Annotated in this window: 25 protein-coding genes; 8 read left to right on the top strand and 17 right to left on the bottom strand. The window is 69.2% G+C overall.

Annotated elements, in window-relative coordinates; all coding sequences use genetic code 11:
- Positions 1 to 10: 10 nt before the first annotated feature.
- From ESP70_RS16775 to ESP70_RS16760, 4 genes are all read right to left on the bottom strand, one after another.
- Positions 11 to 400: a hypothetical protein gene (locus tag ESP70_RS16775; RefSeq protein ID WP_149690441.1), complete on the bottom strand. Its 390-nt coding sequence runs from the start codon at positions 398 to 400 to the stop codon at positions 11 to 13.
- A 117-nt stretch (positions 401 to 517) separates the two neighbouring features.
- Positions 518 to 3,004: a glycoside hydrolase family 65 protein gene (locus ESP70_RS16770; protein WP_149690440.1), complete on the bottom strand. Its 2,487-nt coding sequence runs from the start codon at positions 3,002 to 3,004 to the stop codon at positions 518 to 520.
- On the bottom strand, positions 3,001 to 3,711 hold the full coding sequence (locus ESP70_RS16765) for an HAD family hydrolase (protein ID WP_149690439.1): 711 nt from the start codon (positions 3,709 to 3,711) through the stop codon (positions 3,001 to 3,003). Before ESP70_RS16765 ends, ESP70_RS16770 begins: the two co-directional genes overlap by 4 nt.
- A 77-nt stretch (positions 3,712 to 3,788) precedes the next feature.
- On the bottom strand, positions 3,789 to 5,054 hold the full coding sequence (locus tag ESP70_RS16760; RefSeq protein WP_149690438.1) for a hypothetical protein: 1,266 nt from the start codon (positions 5,052 to 5,054) through the stop codon (positions 3,789 to 3,791).
- A 113-nt stretch (positions 5,055 to 5,167) separates the two neighbouring features.
- On the opposite strand from ESP70_RS16760, the gene ESP70_RS16755 reads away from it, so the two are divergent.
- The gene (locus ESP70_RS16755; RefSeq protein ID WP_149690437.1) at positions 5,168 to 6,349 is read left to right on the top strand and encodes an arginine deiminase; all 1,182 of its coding nucleotides are present in this window, start codon (positions 5,168 to 5,170) and stop codon (positions 6,347 to 6,349) included.
- A 3-nt stretch (positions 6,350 to 6,352) separates the two neighbouring features.
- Entirely contained in the window at positions 6,353 to 7,294 is a 942-nt protein-coding gene (locus ESP70_RS16750) for a sigma-70 family RNA polymerase sigma factor (RefSeq protein ID WP_149690436.1), read from the top strand.
- On the opposite strand, the gene ESP70_RS16745 is transcribed toward ESP70_RS16750, so the two are convergent.
- From ESP70_RS16745 to ESP70_RS16725, 5 genes are all read right to left on the bottom strand, one after another.
- On the bottom strand, positions 7,257 to 7,856 hold the full coding sequence (locus ESP70_RS16745) for a carboxymuconolactone decarboxylase family protein (RefSeq protein ID WP_149690435.1): 600 nt from the start codon (positions 7,854 to 7,856) through the stop codon (positions 7,257 to 7,259). The two genes, ESP70_RS16750 and ESP70_RS16745, sit on opposite strands and share 38 nt — an antisense overlap.
- An 84-nt stretch (positions 7,857 to 7,940) precedes the next feature.
- Positions 7,941 to 9,341, bottom strand: coding sequence for a dihydrolipoyl dehydrogenase (gene lpdA / locus ESP70_RS16740; protein ID WP_149690434.1), 1,401 nt, complete (start codon positions 9,339 to 9,341; stop codon positions 7,941 to 7,943).
- 110 nt (positions 9,342 to 9,451) lie between these two features.
- Positions 9,452 to 9,856 (bottom strand): Imm1 family immunity protein, encoded by a 405-nt coding sequence (locus ESP70_RS16735; protein WP_149690433.1) that lies wholly within the window; start codon positions 9,854 to 9,856, stop codon positions 9,452 to 9,454.
- Between the two features lie 13 nt (positions 9,857 to 9,869).
- Positions 9,870 to 10,709 carry a DUF5926 family protein gene (locus tag ESP70_RS16730; RefSeq protein ID WP_149690432.1) on the bottom strand — a complete coding sequence of 280 codons (840 nt, stop codon included), beginning with the start codon at positions 10,707 to 10,709 and terminating at the stop codon, positions 9,870 to 9,872.
- 33 nt (positions 10,710 to 10,742) lie between these two features.
- Positions 10,743 to 11,138: an ATP-binding protein gene (locus ESP70_RS16725; protein ID WP_149690431.1), complete on the bottom strand. Its 396-nt coding sequence runs from the start codon at positions 11,136 to 11,138 to the stop codon at positions 10,743 to 10,745.
- 167 nt (positions 11,139 to 11,305) lie between these two features.
- Here ESP70_RS16725 and ESP70_RS16720 point away from each other — a divergent pair, with 167 nt between their 5' ends.
- Positions 11,306 to 11,623, top strand: coding sequence for a rhodanese-like domain-containing protein (locus ESP70_RS16720; protein WP_149690430.1), 318 nt, complete (start codon positions 11,306 to 11,308; stop codon positions 11,621 to 11,623).
- Here ESP70_RS16720 and ESP70_RS20585 read toward each other — a convergent pair.
- The 3 genes from ESP70_RS20585 to aat form a co-directional block, all read right to left on the bottom strand.
- The gene (locus ESP70_RS20585) at positions 11,620 to 12,729 is read right to left on the bottom strand and encodes a CPBP family intramembrane glutamic endopeptidase (RefSeq protein ID WP_149690429.1); all 1,110 of its coding nucleotides are present in this window, start codon (positions 12,727 to 12,729) and stop codon (positions 11,620 to 11,622) included. The two genes, ESP70_RS16720 and ESP70_RS20585, sit on opposite strands and share 4 nt — an antisense overlap.
- Positions 12,730 to 12,802: 73 nt before the next feature.
- Complete coding sequence (locus ESP70_RS16710; protein WP_056210560.1) at positions 12,803 to 13,081, bottom strand: HU family DNA-binding protein; 279 nt, start codon at positions 13,079 to 13,081, stop codon at positions 12,803 to 12,805.
- 99 nt (positions 13,082 to 13,180) lie between these two features.
- Positions 13,181 to 14,800: a leucyl/phenylalanyl-tRNA--protein transferase gene (gene aat / locus ESP70_RS16705; protein WP_149690428.1), complete on the bottom strand. Its 1,620-nt coding sequence runs from the start codon at positions 14,798 to 14,800 to the stop codon at positions 13,181 to 13,183.
- 64 nt (positions 14,801 to 14,864) lie between these two features.
- On the opposite strand from aat, the gene ESP70_RS16700 reads away from it, so the two are divergent.
- Together ESP70_RS16700 and ESP70_RS16695 are read left to right on the top strand one after the other, a co-directional pair.
- Positions 14,865 to 15,539, top strand: a complete 675-nt coding sequence (locus ESP70_RS16700; protein WP_149690427.1) for an EcsC family protein — start codon at positions 14,865 to 14,867, stop codon at positions 15,537 to 15,539.
- A gap of 46 nt (positions 15,540 to 15,585) precedes the next feature.
- Positions 15,586 to 16,008: a YunG family protein gene (locus ESP70_RS16695; protein ID WP_149690426.1), complete on the top strand. Its 423-nt coding sequence runs from the start codon at positions 15,586 to 15,588 to the stop codon at positions 16,006 to 16,008.
- Between the two features lie 11 nt (positions 16,009 to 16,019).
- On the opposite strand, the gene ESP70_RS16690 is transcribed toward ESP70_RS16695, so the two are convergent.
- From ESP70_RS16690 to ESP70_RS16680, 3 genes are read right to left on the bottom strand one after another with little or no spacing between them, the layout of a single operon-like run.
- The gene (locus ESP70_RS16690) at positions 16,020 to 16,934 is read right to left on the bottom strand and encodes a hydroxymethylglutaryl-CoA lyase (RefSeq protein WP_149690425.1); all 915 of its coding nucleotides are present in this window, start codon (positions 16,932 to 16,934) and stop codon (positions 16,020 to 16,022) included.
- The gene (locus tag ESP70_RS16685) at positions 16,931 to 18,784 is read right to left on the bottom strand and encodes an acetyl/propionyl/methylcrotonyl-CoA carboxylase subunit alpha (protein ID WP_149690424.1); all 1,854 of its coding nucleotides are present in this window, start codon (positions 18,782 to 18,784) and stop codon (positions 16,931 to 16,933) included. Before ESP70_RS16685 ends, ESP70_RS16690 begins: the two co-directional genes overlap by 4 nt.
- 9 nt (positions 18,785 to 18,793) lie before the next feature.
- On the bottom strand, positions 18,794 to 20,335 hold the full coding sequence (locus tag ESP70_RS16680) for a carboxyl transferase domain-containing protein (protein ID WP_149690423.1): 1,542 nt from the start codon (positions 20,333 to 20,335) through the stop codon (positions 18,794 to 18,796).
- Between the two features lie 56 nt (positions 20,336 to 20,391).
- Here ESP70_RS16680 and ESP70_RS16675 point away from each other — a divergent pair, with 56 nt between their 5' ends.
- Positions 20,392 to 20,943, top strand: coding sequence for a TetR/AcrR family transcriptional regulator (locus tag ESP70_RS16675; RefSeq protein WP_246162069.1), 552 nt, complete (start codon positions 20,392 to 20,394; stop codon positions 20,941 to 20,943).
- Here ESP70_RS16675 and ESP70_RS16670 read toward each other — a convergent pair.
- Entirely contained in the window at positions 20,882 to 21,799 is a 918-nt protein-coding gene (locus tag ESP70_RS16670) for an EamA family transporter (protein ID WP_149690421.1), read from the bottom strand. The two genes, ESP70_RS16675 and ESP70_RS16670, sit on opposite strands and share 62 nt — an antisense overlap.
- 72 nt (positions 21,800 to 21,871) lie before the next feature.
- On the opposite strand from ESP70_RS16670, the gene ESP70_RS16665 reads away from it, so the two are divergent.
- Together ESP70_RS16665 and ESP70_RS16660 are read left to right on the top strand one after the other, a co-directional pair.
- A complete protein-coding gene (locus tag ESP70_RS16665; RefSeq protein ID WP_188110673.1) occupies positions 21,872 to 22,777 on the top strand; it encodes a LysR family transcriptional regulator in 906 nt (301 codons plus the stop codon).
- Between the two features lie 32 nt (positions 22,778 to 22,809).
- Positions 22,810 to 23,340: a hypothetical protein gene (locus tag ESP70_RS16660; RefSeq protein ID WP_149690419.1), complete on the top strand. Its 531-nt coding sequence runs from the start codon at positions 22,810 to 22,812 to the stop codon at positions 23,338 to 23,340.
- Here ESP70_RS16660 and ESP70_RS16655 read toward each other — a convergent pair.
- Positions 23,337 to 24,200, bottom strand: a complete 864-nt coding sequence (locus tag ESP70_RS16655) for a hypothetical protein (RefSeq protein ID WP_149690418.1) — start codon at positions 24,198 to 24,200, stop codon at positions 23,337 to 23,339. The genes ESP70_RS16660 and ESP70_RS16655 overlap by 4 nt on opposite strands.
- Positions 24,201 to 24,210 lie beyond the last annotated feature (10 nt).

Genomic DNA, 24,210 nt, shown 5'->3' with positions numbered 1-24,210 from the left:
CTCAAGGGTGTCAGGCGTCGGTGGACTGCTGCCGCTCGATGACGCTGCCGCGCTGCTCGAACTCGACGTCGATCGTCAGCAGCACCTCGTCGTTGATCGAGAACTCGACCCGGTTCTCCTCGGCGGTCAGGTTGCCGGCGGTACCCTCGTCGAGCCACGTGATCGAGCCGATGACGCTCACGAGCGCGACCTTGGCGCCGTTGTCGATCTGTCCCCGGAACACGACCGGACCCGGACCCGCGTCGCGGATCACCAAGGCCGTACGACTGACGGCGGGGTTGTCGACCGCCACGGTCAGGTCCTCGACCCCACCGGTACGTCCGAACGTCCATTTGGCGTCGCCGTCGAGCATGACCTCACCGGTCTCGCCCTCGGCGGTCTTCCACATCACGGTGATCACTGCGTCTGCCTCTCGATACGCTTCGACTCCCGATTTCAGGGTAGGTCGTTTGCCCTCATGAGACGTTCGAACAGCGAATTTATGACTCGAAAGGACCAGACGACCTGATCCTCGCCGTCACGTCCCGGGGACGATCGCGGAGATGATCGTGCCATCGGCGCGCCGGCGACCGGGCACCGGCGACGGCTCGCCCTCGATGCGGGGGCCCTGACCGTCGAGCGGCACCGACACCGGATCGCCGGGCAGCACCGTGACCTCGTGCCCGCGGATCGCGACCGTTGCCTCCTTGCCCTCCTCGACGCAGAGGTCCACGCGGTCCGGCAGCACCGTGACTCGTACGCGGGTGCCGCGCAGCGTGACGCGGAAGATCAGCGAGTCCCACGACTCGGGCAACCGCGGGTCGAGGGTGAACACGCCCTGGTAGTCGCGGAAGCCGCCGAACCCGTTGACCAGCGCGCTCCACACACCGCCCGTCGACGCCACGTGCACGCCGTCGGAGGTGTTGTGGTGCCGGTCGGCGAGGTCGACGAACAGCGCTGACAGGAAGTAGCGCAGGGCCAGGTCGTGATAGCCGACCTCGGCCGCGATGATCGACTGCACGACCGCCGACAACGTCGAGTCGCCTGTCGTGATCGGGTCGTAGTACTCGAAGTCGGCGCGCTTCTCCTCGGGATCGAACTGGTCGCCCTGCAGGAACAGCGCCAGGACGACGTCCGCCTGCTTGAGCACCTGGAACCGGTAGATCACGAGTGGGTGATAGTGCAGCAGCAGCGGACGCTTGTCCATCGGCGTGTTGGCCAGGTCCCACACCTCACGCTCCAGGAAGTGCTGGTCCTGCGGGTGCACGCCGAGGTGCTCGTCGTACGGGATCGCCATGTCGCTGGCAGCCCGCTCCCAGTCGGCGACCTCGCGCTCGTCGAGCTCGAGTCGCTTGACGACGCGGTCGTACTGGCGACCGTCGCGGATCGCCAGCTCACGTACGGCTTCCGCGGCGCGGCGCAGGTTGAACCGCGCCATGACGTTCGTGAAGAGGTTGTCGTTGACGACCGTCGTGTACTCGTCGGGTCCGGTCACGCCATGGATGTGGAACGTGCCGTCCTCCTCGTTGCGCCAGAAGCCGAGGTCGACCCACATGCGGGCCGTCTCGACGAGCACGTCGATGCCCTCGCGAGTCAGGAAGTCGAGGTCACCGGTCGCCGCAAGATACTGGCTCAAGGCGTACGAGATGTCGGCGTCGATGTGATACTGCGCGGTGCCGGCGGCGTAGTAGGCCGAGGCCTCCTCGCCGTTGATCGTCCGCCACGGGAACAGCGCACCGTGCTGCGCGAGCTGCTTCGCCCGGTTGCGGGCCGCGTCGAGCAGCGTGTAGCGGAAACGCAGCGCGTTGCGGGCCGCGCGCGGTGTCGTGTAGGTCAGGAACGGCAGGACATAGACCTCGGTGTCCCAGAAGTAGTGTCCGCCGTAACCCGAACCCGTCACACCCTTGGCGGGGATGCCGGTGCCCTCGGCGCGGGCCGACGCCTGCGCGATCTGGAAGAGGTTCCAGCGCACGGCCTGCTGCACCTCGGGCTGGCCCGGGACCTCGACGTCCGAGCGCTCCCAGAAGTCGTCGAGCCACTGGCGCTGGTCGGCGAGCTGGTTGTCGAGACCCTCGTCCTGGGCGCGGTCGAGCGTGCGGGTGCAGCGATCGAGCAGCTCACGGGACGGCACACCACGGGACGTGTGATAGCTGACCATCTTGACCAGCGTGATCGGCTGGCCCGGCTCGGCATCGATGCGATACGTCATCTTGGCGAGGTCGTCGTCGGTCTGGATGCGCTTGGTGTAGTTGTTGGCGGTCTCGAGCCGGTGGTCCGCCGCGACGGCGATCGTCATGCCGCTCTCGGCGCACTGGTAACCCAGCGCGACGCGGCCGTCGGCGACGTTGCCCCAGTTGCTCTGCGGCAGCAGGACGCGGTGGCGCATGCTGCTGGCCTTGCGCGGGTCGACACCTTCGCCCATCGACTTGGCGCGCACGTGGTACTCGTCCTCGCCGTCCTGCCGGTTGAGGATCTGCGACGAGATCGCCACGGGGGCGTAGTCGTCGAGCATCGTGACCTCGAACGTCATGATCGCAAGGTGCCTCTGCGTGAACGACACCATGCGGCGCGAGCGGATCTGGACCCGCTTGCCGCCGGGCGTACGCCACAGGATCTCGCGCGACATCACGCCGGAGCGGAAGTCGAGGCGGCGCTCGTACTCCATGAGGTCGGCGATCTGCAGCAGCAGTGGCTCGTCGTCGACATACAGACGGATGACCTTGGCGTCGGGCGCGTTGACGATCGTCTGGCCCACGCGCGCGAAGCCGAAGGCCTCCTCGGCGTGCTGGATCGGCCACGTCTCGTGGAACCCGTTGATGTAGGTGCCGTGCGAGAACGAGTCGCGACCCTCGTCGACGTTGCCACGCAGGCCGAGGTAGCCGTTGCCGACCGAGAACAGCGTCTCGGTCGTGCCGAGGTCCTGGCTGTTGATGCTCTTCTCGATCAGCGCCCACTCGTCGACGGGATAGCGCGAGCGGTCGAGGAAGTCGTGGATCTGGGGCGCGACGTGCGAAGGTCCGGTCATGCGAGTTCCTTGAGATCCTTGACGACCACATCCGCGCCGTTCTCCAACAGCTTGTCGGCACCGACACCGCGGTCGACGCCGACCACGAGGCCGAAGTCACCGGCGTGCCCGGCCGCGACGCCGGACAGCGCGTCCTCGAACACGACGGCCCGCTCCTTGGGCACGCCGAGCTGCTCGGCGGCGTCGAGGAACGTGTCAGGCTGCGGCTTGCCGGCCAGCCCACGCTCACCCGCCACCGCACCGTCGACGATCACGGGGAAGAAGTCGATCATCTTGGCGGCGCGCAGCACGGGCTTGGCGTTGCGCGAGCTCGACACGATCGCCATCTTGGTGCCGCGCTCGACGAGGGCGTCCACGAGCGCCACCGAGCCGGGATAGGGCTCGACGCCGTCGGTCTCCAGGATCTGCTCGAAGTCGACGTTCTTGCGGTTGCCGAGACCGGCGACCGACAACGACGACGGCGCATCGCCGGGATCGCCCTCGGGCAGCTCGATCCCGCGGCTCGCGAGGAACGACCGGACGCCCTCGTAGCGCGGCTTGCCGTCGACGTACGTGTAGTAGTCGTCATCGGTGTACGGCTCCTCGATTCCTCGCTCCTTGAGGAAGTCGCCGAACATCTGGGCCCAGGCGCGCATGTGCACTTCGGCCGTCGGCGTGATCACGCCGTCGAGGTCGAAGAGCGCAGCGTCGTAGTCGTTCCAATCCACACGGACGAGCGTATGCCCGAGAGGGCCGCGATCGTTAAAAAACAGGGTGCGTCGCTCGACACAGAATCGGGCCGACGTCAGCCCGCCGCGACGACTCTCACCGTCGGCGCGCTCGTGGCGAACGTCGTGAGGTAGCCGGTCTTGGCTCCGGTGACGCGGACCTGGATCCGCTTGTTCAGGTCAGCCGCGGTCGGCACGTACGTCTTCGCGGTGGCTCCGGCGACAAGGACGCCCTCGGAGTACCACTGGTAGGTGAACGTGATGCCGTCCGGCGTCCAGGCGCCCTCGTTGGCGGTCAGCGTCTGGCCGACCTTCGCCGTGCCGGTGATCGTCGGCGTGGCGTAGCCCAGCTGGTCGAGCTGGGCGAGCGGAGCGGTCTGGGCGGTCGTGACCGTCGCCGACGCGTAGCCGGTCTTGGAGCCGGTCACCGCGACCGAGAGCTTCGTTCCGGCGCGCGACGTGCCCGGCGTGAACGACGTGCCCGTGGCACCCGTGATGGCAACGCCGTCAGCGAGCCACTGATAGGTGAACGTCACGCCGGTCGGCGTCCAGGTGCCGGGGCTGACCGTCAGTGTCTGCCCGACCTTGGGCGTACCGCTGATCGTCGGGGCCACCGTGTTGGCGACCGGCACAGCCACCGCCGGCACGACCGCTGCCGTGGCCTGGCTGGTGACGAACGTCGTGAGGTAGCCGGCCTTGGAGCCGGAGACCGTCACCTGGATGCGCTTGCCGACCTCGGCCGCCGTCGGGACGTACGTCTTGGCGGTCGCCCCGGCGATCGCGGTGCCCTCAGCAAGCCACTTGTAGGTGAACGTGATGCCGTCAGGAGTCCAGGCGCCTTCGTTGGCGGTCAGCGTCTGGCCGACCTTGGGCGTGCCGGTGATGGTCGGGACGGCGTAGCCGAGGTTGGTCAGCGCCGGCACGGCGACCGTCTGCGCGCTCGTGGCGGCACCCGGGTTCTTCATGCACTTGTACGCCGTCACCTTGACCGAGAGCTTCTTGCCGACGGCGCCACCCGGCACCACGTAGGTCGGCGAGGCCGTGGCCTCCGTGACGGGCGCCCCGTCGGCCAGCCACTGATACGTGTATGTCGCACCCGTCGGGGACCAGGTGCCCGGGCTCGCGGTCAGCGTCGAGGCGACCTTGACGGTGCCGGAGATCGTCGGCGGCGCCGTGTTGACCATCGAGCCGAGCCCGATGCGGCAGAGGAGGCTGCCCAGGTCGATGCCGGTCGGGTCCGGGTCGGCGGCCCTTGCGCTCGACGGCGCGACGCCGACGACGCACACGGCGGTCAGCAGCAGCGCGGCGGCGCGACGGAGTGAACGGGTGTGGAGGATGTTCATGGGAGTGTCTCCAGGTGTCGTAAGTCCCTCGCCGACGACACTAGAACAGGCTTTCCGCTAAAGCAGCCGAATCGGCAGACTTTCCTGCTGCCGTCGTCATCTAGGGTGACTGCATGGGTCTCGGAGCGGACAGCGAAGTCGGTCGCCTGCGTACGGTCATGCTGCACCGGCCCGGCCCTGAGCTCGGCCGCCTGACGCCCCGCAACAACGACCAGCTGCTGTTCGACGGCATCCCGTGGCTAGGCCGCGCGCAGGACGAGCACGACGCCTTCGCCCAGGCGCTGCGCGACCGCGACGTCGAGGTGCTCTATCTCGTCGAGCTGCTGGTCGAGGCGCTGGCCGTCGAGGAGGCGCGGGCGACGATCATCGAGAGCACGACCGCAAGCCTCCAGCTCGGCGACGGGCTGCGCCGGCACATCGCCCGGGTCATGACCGACCTCGCGCCCGAGGACCTCGCGCTGACGCTGACGGCAGGTCTGCGCAACGACGAGGTCACGAGCTTCCGCAGCATCGTCACGAGCCTGCTGCCACCCGAGGACTTCCTCATCGAGCCACTGCCCAACCTGCTGTTCACCCGCGACTCGTCCGTGTGGCTGCCGGGGCACGTCGCCGTGACGAGTCTGGCGATGCCGGCCCGCGTGCGGGAGACCCAGCTGACCGGGCTGATCTACGAGCACCATCCCCGGTTCGCCGGCGTGCCGCGCGTGCACGGTCCGCACCTCGAACACGTCGAGGGCGGCGACGTGCTGCTGCTGGCGCCCGGCGTGATCGCGGTCGGCGTCGGTGAGCGGACGACCCCGGCGGGCTTCGAGCGCTTCGCCCGGCAGGTGCTGACCGGAGGGCTCGCGCACACCGTGCTCGCCGTCCCGATCGCGCAGGAGCGCGCCACGATGCATCTCGACACGATCGTCACGATGGTCGACGTCGACACCGTCGTGATCTATCCCAACATGGCCGACAACCTGCGGGCCCACGCCGTGACGTTCGCGGGCGACGAGCTCGTGGTCGACGACGAGCAGTCGTTCTTCACCGCTGCCGCCAGGGCCATGGGCATCGACACGCTGCACCAGATCGACACCGGGCTCGACCCGGTCACCGCGGAGCGCGAGCAGTGGGACGACGGCAACAACACGTTGGCGATCGGCCCGCGGCTCGCCGTCGCATACGAACGCAACGAGCAGACCAACGCCCGGCTCGAGGAGCACGGCATCGAGGTCGTCGCGATCAGCGGCTCGGAGCTCGGCTCGGGTCGGGGTGGTCCGCGCTGCATGTCCTGTCCGATGGAGCGCGACTGAACCATGACCCTCGTCGACACCTTCGAGGCTGAACGCCCTCGTCTGATCAACGTCGCCTACCGCTTGACCGGCAGCGTCGCCGACGCCGAGGACGCGGTCCAGGAGGCCTGGCTCCGGCTCGACCGCGCTTCGACGCGCACGCCGATCGACAACCTGCAAGCCTGGCTCACGACGGTCGTCAGCCGCCTGTGCCTCGACCGGCTGACGTCAGCCGCCGCGCGGCGCGAGACGTACGTCGGACAGTGGCTGCCCGAGCCGATCGTCACGCCGATCACCTCGTCGACGAGCTCGGGCGACATCGCGCGCGATCCGCTCGAGACCGTCGTCAGCGATGAGGACAACCGGTTCGCCGCCCTCGTCGTGCTCGAGGTCCTGCCGCCCGACCAGCGCGTGGCCTTCGTGCTGCACGACGCGTTCGGCGTGCCGTTCGACGAGGTCGCCGAGGTGCTCGGGGTGCAGACGGCCAACGCGCGCCAGCTCGCCTCTCGCGCCCGCCGGACCGTGGCGGACCCCCCGCCACCCGTGCCCGACGAGGAGCACAACGCTGCGGTGGGCCGGTTCCTCGAGGCCATGGCGACTGGCGATCTCAACGCCGTCCTCGCGACGCTGCATCCCGACGCGCTGGTGATGGGCGACGCCAACGGCACCACCAACACCGCGGTCAACGTGATCCACGGTGCCGAGAAGTTCGCCCGGTTCTACCTCGGGCTGCTCCAGCGCTACGGCCCCAACGCACTGACCAACCTGCAGCTCGTGCTGGTCAACGGCCAGCTCGGCGTCGCGACCTCGGGCTGGCAGGGCGACACCACCCGCAACAGCTCGCCGCCGCGCGTCGCGGGCTTCGCGGTGCGCGACGGCCTGGTCTGTGCGACGTACGACGTCGCCAACCCCGAGAAGTGGTCGGGCGTCAGACTGCCTGACTGGCCGGCTCGGCCAGGTCAGTAGCCCACGGCACGCGGCAGGCGTCGCCGGAGCTGAAGCCCTGGTCGGTGATGCCGAGCGCGTGGTTCATCCGGGCGCGCTGGTTCTCGTGCGTGATCTGGTACGTCAGCTCGAGCACGCCGTCGTGGCCGTACTTCTCCACCAGCGCCGCGACCTGCTCGTCGGTCACCTCGGTCGGCGTCGCGGTGATCGCGTCGGAGTAGCGGATGACCTCGCGCTCGTCGTCGGTGAACTTGTCGGACGTCTCGAACTCGCCGATCTCCTTGAGCCGGTCGATGTTGAGGCCCTCGAGGCGTTGCAGCATCGCGCCGAAGTCGACGCACCACGAGCAGCCGACGGTCCACGCCGTGCGATAGACCGCGAGCTCGATGAGCGGCGCCGGCACGACGTGCATCGCCTTCTGCAGCGCGAGCTCGTGACGCGCGGCGAGCATGAAGATCTTGCGGTGGTGCGCCATGATCGCGAACGGTTCAGGCACCTCGCCCACCTGCTTGCGCGCCATGCGGTAGCCGATCTTGACGATCGGGCCGGCGTCCTCGGGGGCGAGGGCGGGGATGCGAGGCATGGGACTCTCCTGTCCTGCGGCGCCCCTTGCGCCGCTCACCCCCCAGACGACGCACCCCGAAGATGTGTGACAGCCCCGGCAGTGTCACAAATTGATCATGTGGCCGGCGAGGCCGTGGAAGCCCTCCTGCAGCGCCTCGCTGAGCGTCGGGTGCGTGTGCACGTTGCGGGCCAGCTCGAGCGCACCGAGGTCCCACTTCTGCGCCAGCGTCAGCTCGGGCAACAGCTCGGCGACGTCGGCGCCGATCAGGTGGCCGCCCAGCAGCTCGAGGTGCTCGCCATCGGCGATGAGCTTGATGAACCCGCCGGGCTCGCCGAGCCCCTGTGCCTTGCCGTTGGCGGTGAACGGGAACTTGGCGACCTTGACGTCATAGCCCTCGTCGCGCGCCTGCTGCTCGGTCAGCCCGAAGCTCGCCACCTGCGGCTGGCTGAACGTGGCCCGCGGCATCATCCGATAGTCGCCGAGCTCCTGCGTCTCGGCGTTGCCGATCGTCTCGGCCGCGACGACACCCTGCGCCTCCGCGACGTGCGCGAGCTGCAGCTTGGCGGTGACGTCGCCGATCGCGTAGATGTGCGGGACGTTCGTACGCATCCGGCCGTCGATCGCGATCGCACCGCGGTCGGTCAGCTCGACTCCTGTGGTCTCGAGCCCGAAGCCCTCGACACGAGGCGCGAAGCCCACCGACACGAGCACCCGGTCGGTCTCGATCGTGGTGCTGGCGCCGTCCTTGCCGGTGTAGGTCACGGTGACGCCGTCGCGGTGGTCGGTCACGTACTCGACCTTGGTCGACGTCAGGATCGGGATGCCGAGCTTGCGGTAGGCCTTGGTGATCTCCTTGGAGACCTCGACATCCTCGTTGGGCAGGGCGCGGTCGAGGAACTCCACGATCGTCACGTCGACGCCGTAGCTCTTGAGGACGTACGCGAACTCCATGCCGATCGCGCCGGCGCCGACGACCAGCATCGTGCGTGGCAGGTCGCGGTTGAGGATCTGCTCCTCGTACGTCACGACGTTGGTGCTGGGCTTCACGCCAGGCAGCATCCGCACGGTGGACCCCGTCGCGATGATCGCGTTGGCGAACTCGACGGTCTCGGTGCCGCCGGCGGACAGCGCGACCTCGAGGGAGTTGGGGCCGGTGAACGTGCCGCGGCCGTCGAGCTCCGTGATGCCGTTCTTCTTCATCAGGAAGTGGACGCCCTTGACCCGGCCGTCGGCGACCTCACGGCTGCGGTCGAACGCCACGCCGTAGTCGAAGCTGACGTCGCCGCGGATGCCGAACGTGTCGGCGTGGTGCGTGAAGATCTGCGCGAGCTCAGCATTGCGGAGCAGCGCCTTCGACGGGATGCACCCGACATTGAGGCACACACCGCCCCAGTACTTCTCCTCCACCACGGCCACGCTCAGGCCGAGCTGGGCGGCGCGAACCGCGGCGACATAACCACCGGGGCCGGCGCCGAGCACGACCACGTCAAAGGAACTCGTCATGCCTCATTCAACCGCGAAGCGGATCACCAGATTCCCCCGGGATCGTCGGTTGAGGCGAGCAGTCCACCCGCGGCCGAAGCCTCGAAACCGACGATCCTCAGGGGCGAATCTCAGTTCGAGGTCCCGTCATGTACGAATGAGACCCCAGCATCCGCGGGCGAACCCGTCGCCAGGAACGCGCTCAAGGCTGCGATCGCGTCAACGAATGGGATCAGCGACGCGGCGGGCGCCTCACTGTGGGACCCCATGTAATCGAACGCCAAGCCATTCTCGAAGTCCCCACCAACGGATGAATAGGCGTCCCCCCGTGGATCAATCCAGACGAGGAACGCCCGGCCATCATCGAATGACAACGACACGCTGGCGCCGTTCCCGTGCTGCAGCTCGACTGCCGACAAGCCGCGTTCGCTCCGCGATCCGGCAACTGACTGGCACAGCGCCACGAGGTCATCGACCGTGCCGACCTCAGACTCGAGTGGCTCATCCGTGAGCCCGTTCCAGTAGGTCGCTTTCATGGCTCGCTCGGTCTCAGCGGATCTGGACCTGGCCGCTCAGCAGTGCGGCCCGGGCCGAGCGTTGCTCGGACGTCAGCGGGGAGTCGTCGGCGAGGGCGGCGTCGAGGCGAGCACGGAACTCCAGCGCCGGCTTCTCGAGGTCGGCCGCGGATGCCTCGAACTCCCACACCGGTACGAGCCGGCCGTGCGCCCGGAAGTGGCCGATCAGCTTGGTGCCCTCACCCAGCGTCTCCTCGCCGCGCACCTTGAGGCGGGCGAGCGCGTCGAGCAGCGGGGTCTCGTCGTCGGTCATGACCCAGCGGAGGAAGCGCTGCGGCCCCATCTCGGTCCAATAGGCCGAGTCGACCGACTCGAGCCTGACCGTGGGGGCGATCGTCTCGTTGGCCTCGGCGAGCAGCTCGGCCGTCTCCGGCCGGTCGTCGGTGCCCTCGACCCAGTAGTCGAAGCCCTCGTGCACCGCGACGTCGAAGCTGCTCGACGGGTCGATCAGGTCCTGGAGCCGCGGGCCGACACCGGGCTCGGTCATGCGTACGGGCTGGCCCGGCTCTATCTCGAGCGCGGTCTCCACGACGTACGCGAGGTCGCGGCTGATGTCGCCGAAGTTGTGCGCGACCTGCAGCCCGACCCAGATCTCGCCGTCGGGGCGCACGATGCCCGCGCCATTGCCCGGCAGCAGCGAGCAGATGCGGACGGTCTGGCCGGAAGCCAGGGTGATCGTCGCCGTCGCGGAAGGGACGAACTCGCGCAGGGCGATCCAGTCAGCCTCGTTGGGGAGCCCCTCGAAGGTGCGCGCCACGAACGGCATGCGCTCCTTCTTGGCGGCCTTGTTCTTGAGTCGCGACTTCTTGCCCATGACGGGCGAGTCTAGGCGACCCGCGCCGGCCAACTAGCGGGGGCTGAGGCCGAGCTCCGCGTTGACCCGGGTGCCGGTCGACATGTCGACCCACCAGCGGTCGGCGACGCGGTTGATGATCGACAGCCCACGCCCACTGAGGGAGTCCTCGTCGAAGTCGATCGGCTTGAGCGATCCACCCTTGCCGGCGTCGTAGACGCTGAGCTCGAGCAGCGTGCCGTTGATCGCCCAGGAGATCTCGATCGTGCCGTCGGACGTGGGCACGCCGTGACAGACCGCGTTGGCGATCATCTCGCTGATGACGATGAGGGCGTTGTCGATGACCTCATTCGATGCCCGGTTGACCGTGAGGAACGCAGCCAGCCGGGTGCGCGCGACGCCCGGCGTCGAGGCGACGAAGGGTAGGCGGATGGTGTCATGAACCTTCATGACCACCACCCATCTAGCGCGGAACAGGAGTTGCCGCTGGTTTCGCAGGGGCGAAAGGCGACACGTGTATAGCTCAAAGTAACTACTCGGAGGGGTTCATCGCTACTCCCTGGGCAAAGAACACACCCGTATGTGTCCCATCACACGGGGCGAGAGACCATGGAGACATGAGCGAATCCGGCATTCCCAGCACCGACGTCAACGGCGTTCCGGAGGTGATCCCCGCCGATCTCGTCGTCCTCGACGTGCGCGAGCCGCACGAGTGGGCGGCCGGTCACATCGACGGCGCGATCCACATCCCGCTCCGCGAGCTGCCCAACCGGGTCGGGGAGCTCGACCCCTCGGCACGGACTCTCGTGGTGTGCCACATCGGCGGCCGCTCCGCCCAGGCGACCGCCTGGCTGCACGCGCAGGGGCACGACGTGGTCAACCTCGAGGGTGGCATGGACACCTGGGAGCAGGCCGGGCGACCGATCGCCGGCTAGCGAGAACCCGGGGTCCAGCTCGGCGGCAACTCGCCCGGGTAGTCGGGCGTGGCGGGATGGAGCGCTGGCGCAGGCGGAGGCACCGGCGCGGGCGGAGGCGCCGGCGCGGGCCAGGACTGCTGAGGCGGGTGCCACTGCGGCTGGACCTGAGGCCACCAGTACGCGTACGGAGGCGGCGGCCACATGGGCGCCTGCGGTGGCGGTGGCGGCGGGATCGGTGGACGAGTCCGTTGGAGGTCGTGGCGGCGAGCCGCCCACTCGACCAGCACCAGCAGCGCAACACTCGAGATGATCGTCGGGATGAGGTCGGTGGGTCCGGCGTCGCTGTCATCGGTCGCCGAGATCATGCCCAACGCGTCGAGCACGAACAGCACGACGTTGTTGGCGGTGTGCGCCGCGATGCCGGCTTCGAGCCCACCCGTGCGGATCGTCAGCACGGCAGCCGTGAGGCCGAAGATGCCGACGTCGACGAGGCCCCACAGCTCGTACGTGTGACCGGCGACGAACAGCGGCACCGAGACGATCACCGGGATGATCGCGAACCGGGTCCACGAGCCGACGAGCTGCAGGACGTAGCCACGGAAGACGTACTCCTCCGCAGCCGCCTGGAACGGCGTGAGCAGCAGGACCAGCCCGATCGCGACGATCGCCCGTGTGCTGACGTGAGGCGCGCTGACGTCGGCCGGATCGGTCAGCTCGCCGATCGCGACGGATCCGCCGATCGTCACGATGAACACGACGAACGAGATCAGCGTCATGCGCGCCAGCCATCCCGTGCGCAGCCGGCCGGCGACCGACGAGAGGTAGCCGATCGGCCGCGGACCCGTGATCAGGACCGCCAGCAGCAGGGCCGGGATCATGATCACGAGCGAGAGCATGTCGAGGGCGAAGAAGTCGAGGTTATGCAGGTCGAGGTCGCCCGCGGCCTCGGTCCAGGCGTCGAACTTGTCGGTCCCCGATTCGGCCGCGAACACGACCAACGCGACCAGGATCAGGACGATGCCGGCGCCGATCCAGATCACCCCGGCGAGGAGGCCGGCCACCGGCAGCTTCCACCACGCGTACGCGGGAGTCTCACGAGCGAGCCGGTGATAGCGCGTGGACATGGCGGTCATCCTCACATCAGACATGGAACAGCGCCACCGGGATGTCCCGATGGCGCTGCGATGTCGTGCTGGGTTACTTGGCGGCGGCCTTGAGGCGCGAGCCGACGCTCACCTTGACGCCGAAGCCGGCGGGGATGTCGATCGTCTCGCCGGTCGAGGGGTTACGACCCGTGCGTGCGGCACGCGGGACGCGCTCGACGGACAGGATGCCGGGGATCGAGACCTTCTCGCCATTGCTGACGGAGTCGAGCAGGATCTCGCTGAAGGACGAGAGGACGGCGTCGGCCTCGGCCTTGCTGGTGCCGGCCTTCGAAGCGAGGGCAGCGACGAGGTCGTTGCGTGAGATAGCCACAAAAGCTCCTTGTGAGTGAATGGGTGTATCGACAGTCTATGAACCCGCGGCGACGATTCAATCGCGCCCCCACAGGAGTCTCGCTCTCTGGCCCTGCTATCACTGCCAGACGGCGGGTGGTTCGGCGTCGACGAGCGGGGCGATCGCGAGCAGATAGCGCTCACGCGACCACTCCGTGACCCCCAGCGAGCCGAGGTGATCGGTGCGCCACTGGGTGTCGATCAGACCCTCGTCGCCGACCACCTCGACGAGCCCCATGAGTGCGACCTTCGAAGCGTCGGTCGCCCAGTGGAACATCGACTCGCCGGCGAACAGTCGCCCGATGCTCAGTCCGTACAGCCCACCGACCAGTCGACCGTCGGCGTCCCGGGTCTCGATCGAGTGTGCCCAGCCCAGGCGATGCATCCGCACGTACGCCTCGCGGATCGCCGAGTCGATCCACGCGCCGGTGCGCGACGGGTCGGCGCAGGCGTCGATGACCTCCTCGAACGACTCGTCGATCGTCACCTCGTACCGCCTCCGCGACCGGGCGAGCGAGCGGCTCACCCGCAGGTCAGACGCCAGGAGGACACCGCGCCGCATCGGCGACCACCAGAGCAGCTGGCCGTCGTGCGGCATCGGGAACGCGCCGCGCCGGTAGGCCTCGAGGAGCGTGCCGGGCTCGAGGTCGGCACCCGCCGCGACGCAGTCCTCGGGCGGCCACTCCGCGGGATCGAAGACCCACGGCGTCGGGTCCAACGGCATTCTCGTCATGTCATGAACCAGCACGCGCGACAGGTGGCGGAGCGGGCCCTCGCCCCAGTCCTGCCATTCCGCCGCACTGGCCTCGTCGAGGAACGCCGACCAGCTCGCCGCCCGGTTGACCGCCTGGGTCAGCTCGACCGTGGTGAACATGTCCGCCACGTCGCGGGGCTCGAGGTCCCAGGAGTCGGCGTACGCCTCGAGCACCGGTTCCCACGGGATCGACGCCAGCGAGGTGATCCACCCGTACGGCACGCAGAGCGCCTCGACCGCGTGCGCCCACTGCCCGTCGCCGAAGTCGAACACCCGCATCGACCCGTCCCCGAGCGCGAAGACGTTGTTGGGGTGCACGTCACCGTGCTGCCACGTCGACGGGAGCGCGCTGAGACTCAGGACCTCGACGGCATCCGCGATCGCCGGGCGCGCCTCGATGAGGCGGCGCTTGAGGTCGACGTCGACGTGCGCGGGGTGATCGGCCGGATGCCGCGAGAAGATCTCGACGACGCGGTCGAACCGGTCCAGCACGGTCGCGGGGGAGTAGTCGGGCAGGCCCACGGCGAGCAGTCGTTCGCGCTGCGGAGCAGCGGCCTGCTGGATCCTCGCGACCTCGACGACGACGCGCTGCCAGTCCTCGACGGTCGGCTCCCGCGTCTCGCGCAAGGTTGCCCCACGGTCCCGGGTCAGCATCCAGCCGCGGCCCGCGTCGATCGCGTACGGTGCGTCGACCGCATCGGGGGCCAGGTGCGCGAGCTCGAGCTGCACCGCCGGCTCGAACGCCAACGCCCGTGCGTTGGCCTTGAACCACAGCCGCCCGGCACCGGTCGGGACCGTGAGCTGCGTCGACCACGGGCGTACGCGTGGCTGCTCGATCGGCCCGGTGACGGCGTCGCCGTGCTGCTCAACCTGGTCGTGGATCCACGACTCGGCGTCCTGCCGCCAGTCGTCGCCGACGACGCGCTCGGAGAAGGGGCGAGCCATGTCCACAGCGTAGGGCCATCCCGCTCGGAGATGCCGCTCGTCAGTCCCGACCTATGCTGGACGGATGGGAGTTCGCCGCACTGTCGCCTTGACCGCGGGTGCCAAGCTCGCTCCGGCGGTCGCGTCCGGCTACGTCCGCACGGTCCTCGACCACGCGATCGACGGCATCGGTCCGTTGCGCTCCGCGGCGGCGTCGGCCGACACCAAGCTGGTCGACCACGGCGGTGACGTCGAGAAGGCGATCCGTGGCCTCATCCGGATGCACGCGAGTCTTGCCGGAGTGCAGGGATTCGTCACCAACCTCGGCGGCTTCTCGACACTCGCGGTGTCGGTCCCGGCCAACGTCGTCGGCGTGACCGTCGTGCAGTGCCACCTCGTCGCGGGCATCGCCCATCTACGCGGCTACGACCTCGAGGATCCGCGCGTACGCAACGCGATCCTCGCCTGCATGCTCGGCGAGGACGCCGTCTCCGCCCTCGTCAAGCGGCACAAGCTGCCGTCGTCGCCGATGGCGCTCGCCACGTCGCCGGTGCACGACCCGGTGCTCGACGAGACGCTGTCGCGTGAGGTGACCGCGGAGCTCGTCGCGCGTACGGCCGGACGGCGTGCGGTGACGTTGATCGGGCGCCGCATCCCGCTGCTTGGCGGCGCCGTCGGTGGGTCCAGCGACGCCCTGGCGACGTGGCACGTGGGCCAGTTCGCCGCCGACGAGCTCCGCGACCGCCGGCTCGCCGTCTGAGCTCTGCGAGCGAAGGATGTCACACCCCGCACCTACCGTCGTACGCATGACGCTCGAAGCCGTGATCCTCGCGCTGCGCGAGTCGTGGGGCCCCGACACCTGCGCACCCGAGGACGTCGCCGACTGGACGCCGGACAACCCCGCCCGAGGTCAGTGCGCCACGACGGCGCTGGTCCTGCACGACTTCTTCGGTGGCTCGCTGGTGACCGGCGAGGTCTTCGTCGACCCTTCGACAGGCTCAGGAGCCATGGAGCGGGTCGACTTCCACTGGTGGAATCGGCTGCCCGATGGCGAACAGGTCGACATCACCCTCGAGCAGTTCGGCCCGCACGAGCACGTCGTCGGCGGGATCGACGTCCTGCGGCCCACAGGCTCGACCCGGCTCGACCAGCAGTACGCCCTGCTGTCCGCACGCGTGTCGGCGCGGCTCGCCCAGTCATGGGGGTCCCCCCAACACACAAGGGCGTAGCCGTTGGGGGCCTAGCGCAGGGCGCGGACGACCGCGCTCGCCGGCTCCTTGCCCAGCACGCCCGACATCCACACACTCGTGCGCACCAGTGCGTCGAGGTCGACGCCGTGCTCGATGCCGAGGCCGGTCAGCAGCCACACGAGGTCCTCGGTCGCCAGGTTGCCGGTGGCACTCTCGGCGTACGGGCAACCGCCGAGGCCTCCGGCCGATGCGTCGAACGTCGTGATGCCGTGGCGCAGGGCAGCGTAGGCGTTGGCCAGCGCCTGCCCATAGGTGTCGTGGAGGTGCATCGCCAGCCGGTCGACGCCGACGCCCGCTGCATCGAACGCCTCGATCAACGCTCCGACGTGCCCCGCCGTGCCGACCCCGATCGTGTCGCCTATCGACAGCTGCGTCGCGCCGAGGTCGAGCAGCCGCGTGCCGGTGGTGACGACCTGCTCGATCGGCACGTCGCCCTCCCACGGGTCGCCGAAGCACATCGACACGTACGCCCGGACGTCCAGGCCGGCGTCGCGCGCCCGGCTGACGACGGGCTCGAACATCGCGAACTGCGAGTCGAGTGTCGAGTTGAGGTTCTTCCGGGCGAACGTCTCGGTCGCGCTGCCGAAGATCGCGATGTGGCTGCAGCCGGCCTCGAGCGCCCGGTCGAGGCCACGCTCGTTCGGCACCAGCACCGGCAGCGGCGTGGGCCCGTCGAGGGGCAGCCGTGTGACGAGGTCGGCCGCGTCGGCGAGCTGCGGGACCCATTTCGGGTGGACGAAGCTCGTCGCCTCGACGATCGGCAGTCCCGCCGCCACGAGGCGAGTGATGAACTCCACCTTGTCGTCGAGCGACACGATCGCCGACTCGTTCTGCAGCCCGTCACGCGGCCCGACCTCGTAGATCGTGACGGCGGGCGGCAAGGCCGGGTCGCGCACGACACTCATGCGGGGTCCACCGTGAAGAGCAGGTGCTTGATCGGCACCTGGTCACCGACCGCGACGCCGACGTGGGACACCACCCCGTCGTAGGGCGCCTGCAGAGCGAGCTCCATCTTCATCGCCTCGACGACGCCCAGCTGCTGGCCGAGCGTGACGGTGTCACCCTCGGCGACATCGACCTTGAGCACGGTCCCGGGCATCGGCGAGACCAGATCGGCGTCGGTCGAGGCGCCCAGATGGTGGCCGCCACGCATCGGGTCAGGAGTGTCGAGCCGCCAGTTGTGGCCCTGCCAGGCGATCGTCAGCCCGTCCCGATCGGCGATCGCCAGCAGGCCGGTGGCGGCCTCGTCGTCGTCCGCGAACGTGAACTCCCAGCGCTTGCCCGCCTCGTCGACCAGCACGACACGGGTCGGCGCCGGATCGGCCCCGGCGCGCCAGCCGTCGTTGGCCGACCACGGCGAGCCGCCTTCGGGATGGGTGAAGCTCGCCCACAGGAGCGCCGCCGCTCGGGCCGCCTCGGTCGACAGCTCCGGCGGCGTGAGCAGGTCGATCGACGCGTCGCTGTCGAGCCACGCGGTGTGCACCTCGCCGACGGCGAAGTCGCGGCTCGCGACCAAGCGGCGTACGAATCCGAGGTTGGTCGTCACGCCGAAGATGCCGGTGTCGTCGAGTGCCTCGACCATGCGGTGCCGGGCGTCCTCGCGATCGGTGCCGGCGACGACGATCTTGCCGAGCATCGGGTCGTACGCCGTGGACACCTCCTGCTCGGCGCCGAGGTCGGTCTCGACCCGCGCGTCCTCAGGCCAGGCGGCGTCGAGCACATGACCGGCCTGCGGGAGGAACCCGGCGTAGGGGTCCTCGGCATAGACCCGGACCTCCATCGCGTGCCCCGTCGCGGTGATCTGGTCCTGGGCGAGCGGCAACGGCTGCCCCGCGGCGACGAGCAGCTGCCACTGCACGAGGTCGAGCCCGGTGATCTCCTCGGTGACCGGGTGCTCGACCTGCAGGCGGGTGTTCATCTCGAGGAAGTAGGCCCGCCCGTCGGCGACGAGGAACTCGACCGTGCCGGCGCCTGTGTAGCCGACCTCGCGGCACAGGGCGACCGACGAGTCATGAAGCGTACGGCGCAGCTCGTCCGTCAGCCCGTAGGCCGGGGCTTCCTCGACGACCTTCTGGTGGCGCCGCTGCACCGAGCAGTCCCGCTCGAAGAGGTGCACGACGTTGCCCGCGGTGTCGCCGAAGACCTGCACCTCGACGTGGCGCCCGGCCTCGACGTACTTCTCGACCAGGAGGGTGTCGTCACCGAACGCCGACGCGGCTTCCCGGCGGGCCGCGTCGATCGCCGCGGCCAGGCCGGGGGCCTCGCGGACGATGCGCATGCCCTTGCCACCGCCACCGGCCGCGGCCTTGACGAGCACGGGATAGGCGTCAGAAGGCACGGCGTCGGCGTCGAACTGCGGAGTGACCGGTACGCCTGCCCGCTCGGCGATCGCCCGCGCCCGGTCCTTGCGGCCCATCGCGTCCATGACGTCGGCGGTCGGTCCGATGAACACCAGCCCGGCGTCGACCACCGCCCGGGCGAACTCGGCGCGCTCGGACAAGAAGCCGTAGCCGGGGTGGATCGCCTCGGCGCCGGACTCCTTGGCCGCAGCCAGCACTCGCTCGATCGACAGGTAGGACTCGGTCGCCGGCGTCGGGCCGAGGTGCACCGCGTCGTCGGCGAAGCGCACGTACGGAGCGTCCGCATCGGCATCGGAGTAGACGGCGATGCTGCGAAGCCCGGCCTCGCGGCAGGCGCGAATCACCCGCCGGGCGATCTCACCGCGGTTGGCAATCAAGACACTGTTGAAGGTCATCAGCTCGCCTTACATACGGAACAGGCCGAAGTTCGGCTCTGGAGTCGGAGTGGCGGCGGCGAGCTGGAGGCCCATGCCGAGGACGCGACGGGTGTCGACCGGGTCGATGATCCCGTCGTCCCACAGCCGCGCGGTGGAGTAGTAGGGCGAGCCCTTGCGCTCGAACTGCTCGCGGATCGGCTCACGGAACGCCGCCTCGTTCTCGGCCGACCACTCCTCGCCCCGCGCCTCGAGGCCGTCGCGCTTGACCGTCGCGAGCACTGCCGCGGCCTGCTCGCCACCCATGACCGAGATGCGCGCATTGGGCCACATCCACAGGAACCTCGGGTCGTACGCCCGACCGCACATGCCGTAGTTGCCGGCACCGTACGAGCCGCCGATCACGACCGTGAACTTCGGGACCACCGATGACGCGACAGCGGTGACGAGCTTGGCGCCATCCTTGGCGATGCCGCGGTTCTCGTACTCCTGGCCGACCATGAAGCCGGTGATGTTCTGCAGGAACACCAGGGGGATGCCGCGCTGGTTGGCGAGCTGGACGAAGTGCGCGCCCTTGAGTGCCGACTCGCTGAACAGGATGCCGTTGTTGGCCACGATCGCCACGGGATAGCCCCAGATGCGGGCGAAGCCGCACACCAGCGTCTCGCCGTAGAGCGGCTTGAACTCGTGCAGCCGCGACGCATCGACGATCCGCCGGATGACCTCGCGTACGTCGTACGGCGCGCGGGTGTCGACCGGAACCACGTCGTAGAGCGTCTCGGGATCCTCCGCCGGTGGCACCGGTTCGTGAGGCGGCTCGGGGCTCGGCGGCCGCTCCAGCGTGCCGACGATCGAACGTACGATCTGCAGCGCGTGCTCGTCGTCGTCGGCCAGGTGGTCCACGACGCCGGAGACCCGCGCGTGCACCTCGCCACCGCCGAGGTCTTCGGCCGTCACGACCTCACCGGTCGCGGCCTTCACGAGCGGCGGACCGGCCAGGAAGATCGTGCCCTGGTCCTTGACGATCACGGTCTCGTCGCTCATCGCCGGGACGTACGCGCCGCCGGCCGTGCACGAGCCCATCACGGCGGCGATCTGCGGGATCTGCTGCGCCGACATGCGCGCCTGGTTGAAGAAGATGCGGCCGAAGTGCTCGCGGTCGGGGAACACCTCGTCCTGCATCGGGATGAATGCGCCGCCGGACTCGACGAGATAGACGCACGGCAGGTTGTTCTGCTCCGCGATCGTCTGAGCCCGCAGGTGCTTCTTGACCGTCAGCGGGAAGTAGGTGCCGCCCTTGACCGTCGCGTCGTTGGCCACGATGACGCAGTCATGACCGCTGATCCGGCCGATCCCGACGACGATGCCGGCGCTCGGGACGTCGTCGTCGTACACGCCGTCGGCCGCGAGCGGTGCGATCTCGAGGAACGGCGACCCCGGGTCCAGGAGGTGATCGATGCGGTCGCGCGGCAACAGCTTGCCGCGTGCGACGTGGCGATCGCGGGCCGCCTGGCTTCCGCCCACGCGGGCAGCGGCGAGTCGCGATCGCAGCTCTTCGACAAGTTCACGCATGCCCAACAGGTTAACAGTCGTTAACCAACATGTGCCACTGGCCTAGAGTTGTGCGCGTGAGCACGCCACGTCGCCAGCAGATCCTCGACACCGCCGCGACGCTGTTCGCCGAACGTGGGTTCCACGGGGTCTCGGTGCACGACATCGGTGGCGCCTGCGGCATCTCGGGCCCGGCGCTCTACAAGCACTTCGCCGGCAAGGACGACATCCTCACGCAGGCACTCACGGCGATCAGCGAGCAGCTCCTCGCCGAGGGCCGGGCGCGCGCCGCGGCCGCCACCGCGCCGGCAGACGCGCTCGACGCGCTCATCGCGTGGCACATCGACTTCGCCCTCGGGCACCCGGCGCTCATCGTGATCCAGGAGCGGGAGTGGGCCAACCTCGACGCCGCAGGGCGCAAGGAGGTCAGGTCACTCCAGCTGGCCTATGTCGACATCTGGGTCGATGTCGTACGCCGCCTGCGCAGCGACCTCGAGGCCGCCGAGGCGCGAGCCGTCGTGCAGGCCACGTTCGGACTGCTCAACTCGACGCCACACAGTGCGCGCATCAGCGAGTCGGCGATGCGAGCTCGTCTCTCGACGATGGCGCACTCGGCTCTGCTCGCCTAGAGGACCGGCGGCTGATCGTCGCCGCCGCGACGCCGACGAGCATCACCGCACCTCCGACGAGCTCGAGGACACTCGGCACCTCGTCCTGCACGATCCACGCCGTGGCGATGCCGACGACCGGGACCAACAGGACGAACGGCACGACCGCGCTCGCCGGATAGCGGGCCAGCAGGCTGTTGAAGATCCCGTAGCCGATCAATGAGGCGCCGATCGCGGTGTAGGCCGTGCTGGCGATCGCGACCGTCGACAGATGCGTCAGCGCGTGCCCGACCTCCTGTCCACCGTCGACGACGAGCGACAGGCCGAGCGCCGGCAGGGGCACGACCAGCGCCGACCACACGACCAACGAGAACCCCGACGCCACTCCGGCCTGTCTCGCGATGACGTTGCCGATCGCCCAGGACGTCGCCGCTCCCAGCATCACGAGCACTGGCACGATCGGCGCCGTCGCACCGTGTGCCACCACGACGAGCACGAGACCCGCGGTGCCGAGCGAGGCGCCGACGACCTGCCTGCGGGACGGTGACTCCTTGAGGACGATCGCGGCAATGACGATCGTGAAGATCACCTGGGCCTGCAGGACGAGGGACGCGAGGCCGGCCGGCATGCCGAGCTCGAGCGCGATGTAGAGCAGGCTGAACTGGCCGAGGCTCATGAACGAGCCGACGGCCACGACGGTGCGCCAGTCCGCTTGGGGTCGCGGCACGAAGAACACGAGCGGCAGCGCCACGAACGTGAACCGCATGGCCAGGAACAACAGCGGCGGCACGTCGGCCAGGCCCTCGTCGATCACCACGAAGTTGGCGCCCCACAGCAGCATCACGAGGACGGCGAGCGTGCTGTGCTTGAGCGACATACGCCCAGTCTCTCCCGCTCAACGATGAAGCACCAGCGATGGTTTCTGAACACAACAGCGTACTGTTGCTTCATGATCGACCTGGGAGCGCTGCGCTCGCTGATCGCCGTACGCGACCATGGCAGCATCGTGTCGGCTGCGGCCGCGCTCGACTTCACCCCGTCGGCGGTCTCGCAGCAGATCAAGAAGCTCGAGCGCCAGAGCCGGTCGCCGATGCTCGAGCGGGTGGGCCGCAGCGTCATCCTGACCGAGCGCGGCCGGCTGCTGGCCGAGCGCGGATCGCTGCTGCTCGCCGACCTCGAGCAGGTCGAGAACCTCGCCGTCGGCGGAGCCGAGGAGCTGCGCGGTACGTTCCGCATCGCGTCGTTCTCGACGGCGTCGCGGGGCATCGTGGCGCCGCTCCTCGCGCGGCTGCGGAACACCGCGCCCGATCTCGACGTCACGGTGCTCGAGGTCGACCCCCGCGAGGCGGTCACCCTCGTCGAGCGAGGCGGCACCGACCTGTCGATCGTGCACGACTGGAGCACCATGCCGCTCGAGGTGCCCACGACCCTCGAGCAGCACGAGGTCCACGTCGACCGGGCCGACGTGCTGCTGCCGTGGGACCACCGGTTGTCGCTGCGCGACTCGGTCACCCCGATGGACCTGGTCGACGAGCGCTGGGTGACCACGCCCGCCGGCACGATCTGCCACGACTGGCTCGTGCACATGTTCGCGATGCACGGCGTACGCCCGGACATGCGCTACTTCGACGGGTCCTACTCGACCCACGCCGCGATGGTCGAGCACGGCGTCGCGATCGCCCTGGTCCCGCGCCTCGGCCGCGAGACGCTCTCGCCCCGGGTCCGGGCCGTTCCGGTCGTCGACCCCTCGCCGACCCGGCGGGTCAGCTCGCTCTGGCGGGCGTCCAGCCGGGAGAACCCGGCACGCCTGCACGTGCACCGCGAGCTCGAGGACCTGTTCCCGCAGGTGCCCTAGGATTTCGCGCAACCCGGATCCAGGAGCGCGACATGGTCAGTCTCGGCAAGCTGCTCGGCGGCAACCTCGACATCAAGAAGGTGCAGCAGGTCGTCGACCTGGTGTGGGACAACAAGGACGAGCTGGCCAACAGTGCCAAGCTCGCCAAGGAGATCCCCGACTTCATCCGTACGCTCGCCAGTGGCCTCTCCGAGGCCGGCGACCAGGCCCGCGCCGCCGGCCTCGCGCTGGTCGGCGCCGATGGCACATCAGGTGCCACGACCCGCCTCGGCAACAGCGCCACGACGCTTGGCTCGATCGCGGACAGCCTCACGAGCGTCGCGAAGTTCGTCGCCGACGCCGCCGACGACGTCGAGAAGGTCCCGATGATGGGCGGTCCGGCCAAGCAGCTCGGGGGAGCGGCCAAGACCATCCGCGACACGACGTCGGGCCTCGGCGGCCTCGCGGACGACTTGGTCGGGCTCGCTGAGATCCTCGGCACTGTCGGCGCCGCCCTCAGCAAGCTCGGCGACAGCCTCGACACCTCGGGCACCAAGGCGCAAGGTTTCGTCACCCAGGCCTAGGGGGCGTTGAGCGGATCCTCCTCGACGCCGAACCCGCAGTGCCGTGCGACGAAGTCGAAGATCTGCTTCTTCTGCGGCTCGGTGAACCGGAGGAAGAAGAACGCCTTGCCGGACCGCGTGCTGTCGACGTGCAACGGCATCGTGGCACCCGTCCGGTCCTCGGCGACGACGTGGATGTCACACCGGTTGGGGATGATCTCCAGGGTCGTGCGGTACGCCCCGCTGCCCGCCACGAGCTCGTGATCGATGTTCGACCCGGGCGCCGGCTTGAGCAGGGTCGTGCCGTCGACGGGTCCGAGCCGCACCGGTCCGCCGTCGTCCTTGGCGGTGAACGTCATGCCGATCTTGAGCACCGAGTCGCGGCCCCGGCCCTCGACCGTGAACGCGTCATCGACCCGCAGGTCACCGATCGTGCTCTCGGCGCAGTCGCGCTTCATGAACAGCGCGACGCTGCCGTAGTGGTCCTTGGGCTTCACGACCGACGTGCGCTCCTGGCCCTCGCCGACCCGGTACGTCACGCGCGCCGCGGCATCGATGCCGGAGCCGGACTTCTTCGTCGGGCAGCCCGCGGGCGCCATCGACATCGTCAGGTTGACCGTCGCCCCGGCCGGGATCGTCGCCGGCCCCTCGTACGTCGAGGCCTTCCCGAGGCGAGTCGACGTCAGGCGGGCCGCCGACACCGTGACCGGCTTGGCACCCTTGTTGACGACCTGGAGCTGGAAGTGACGATTCTGCAGGTCCTGGCGGGCCTGCTCGACGCGGAAGGTCACCCCCTTCGGCACGTCGCTCAGCCCGGCTCCGTCACTGCCGCCGCACGCGGTCAGCGGCAGCAGGAGGAGCAGGACGAGCGCGCGACGCATGCCCACGATC

The organism is Aeromicrobium ginsengisoli (assembly GCF_004134905.2).
Lineage (GTDB): Bacteria > Actinomycetota > Actinomycetes > Propionibacteriales > Nocardioidaceae > Aeromicrobium > Aeromicrobium ginsengisoli.
This window is presented reverse-complemented; position numbering and strand designations above follow the sequence as displayed.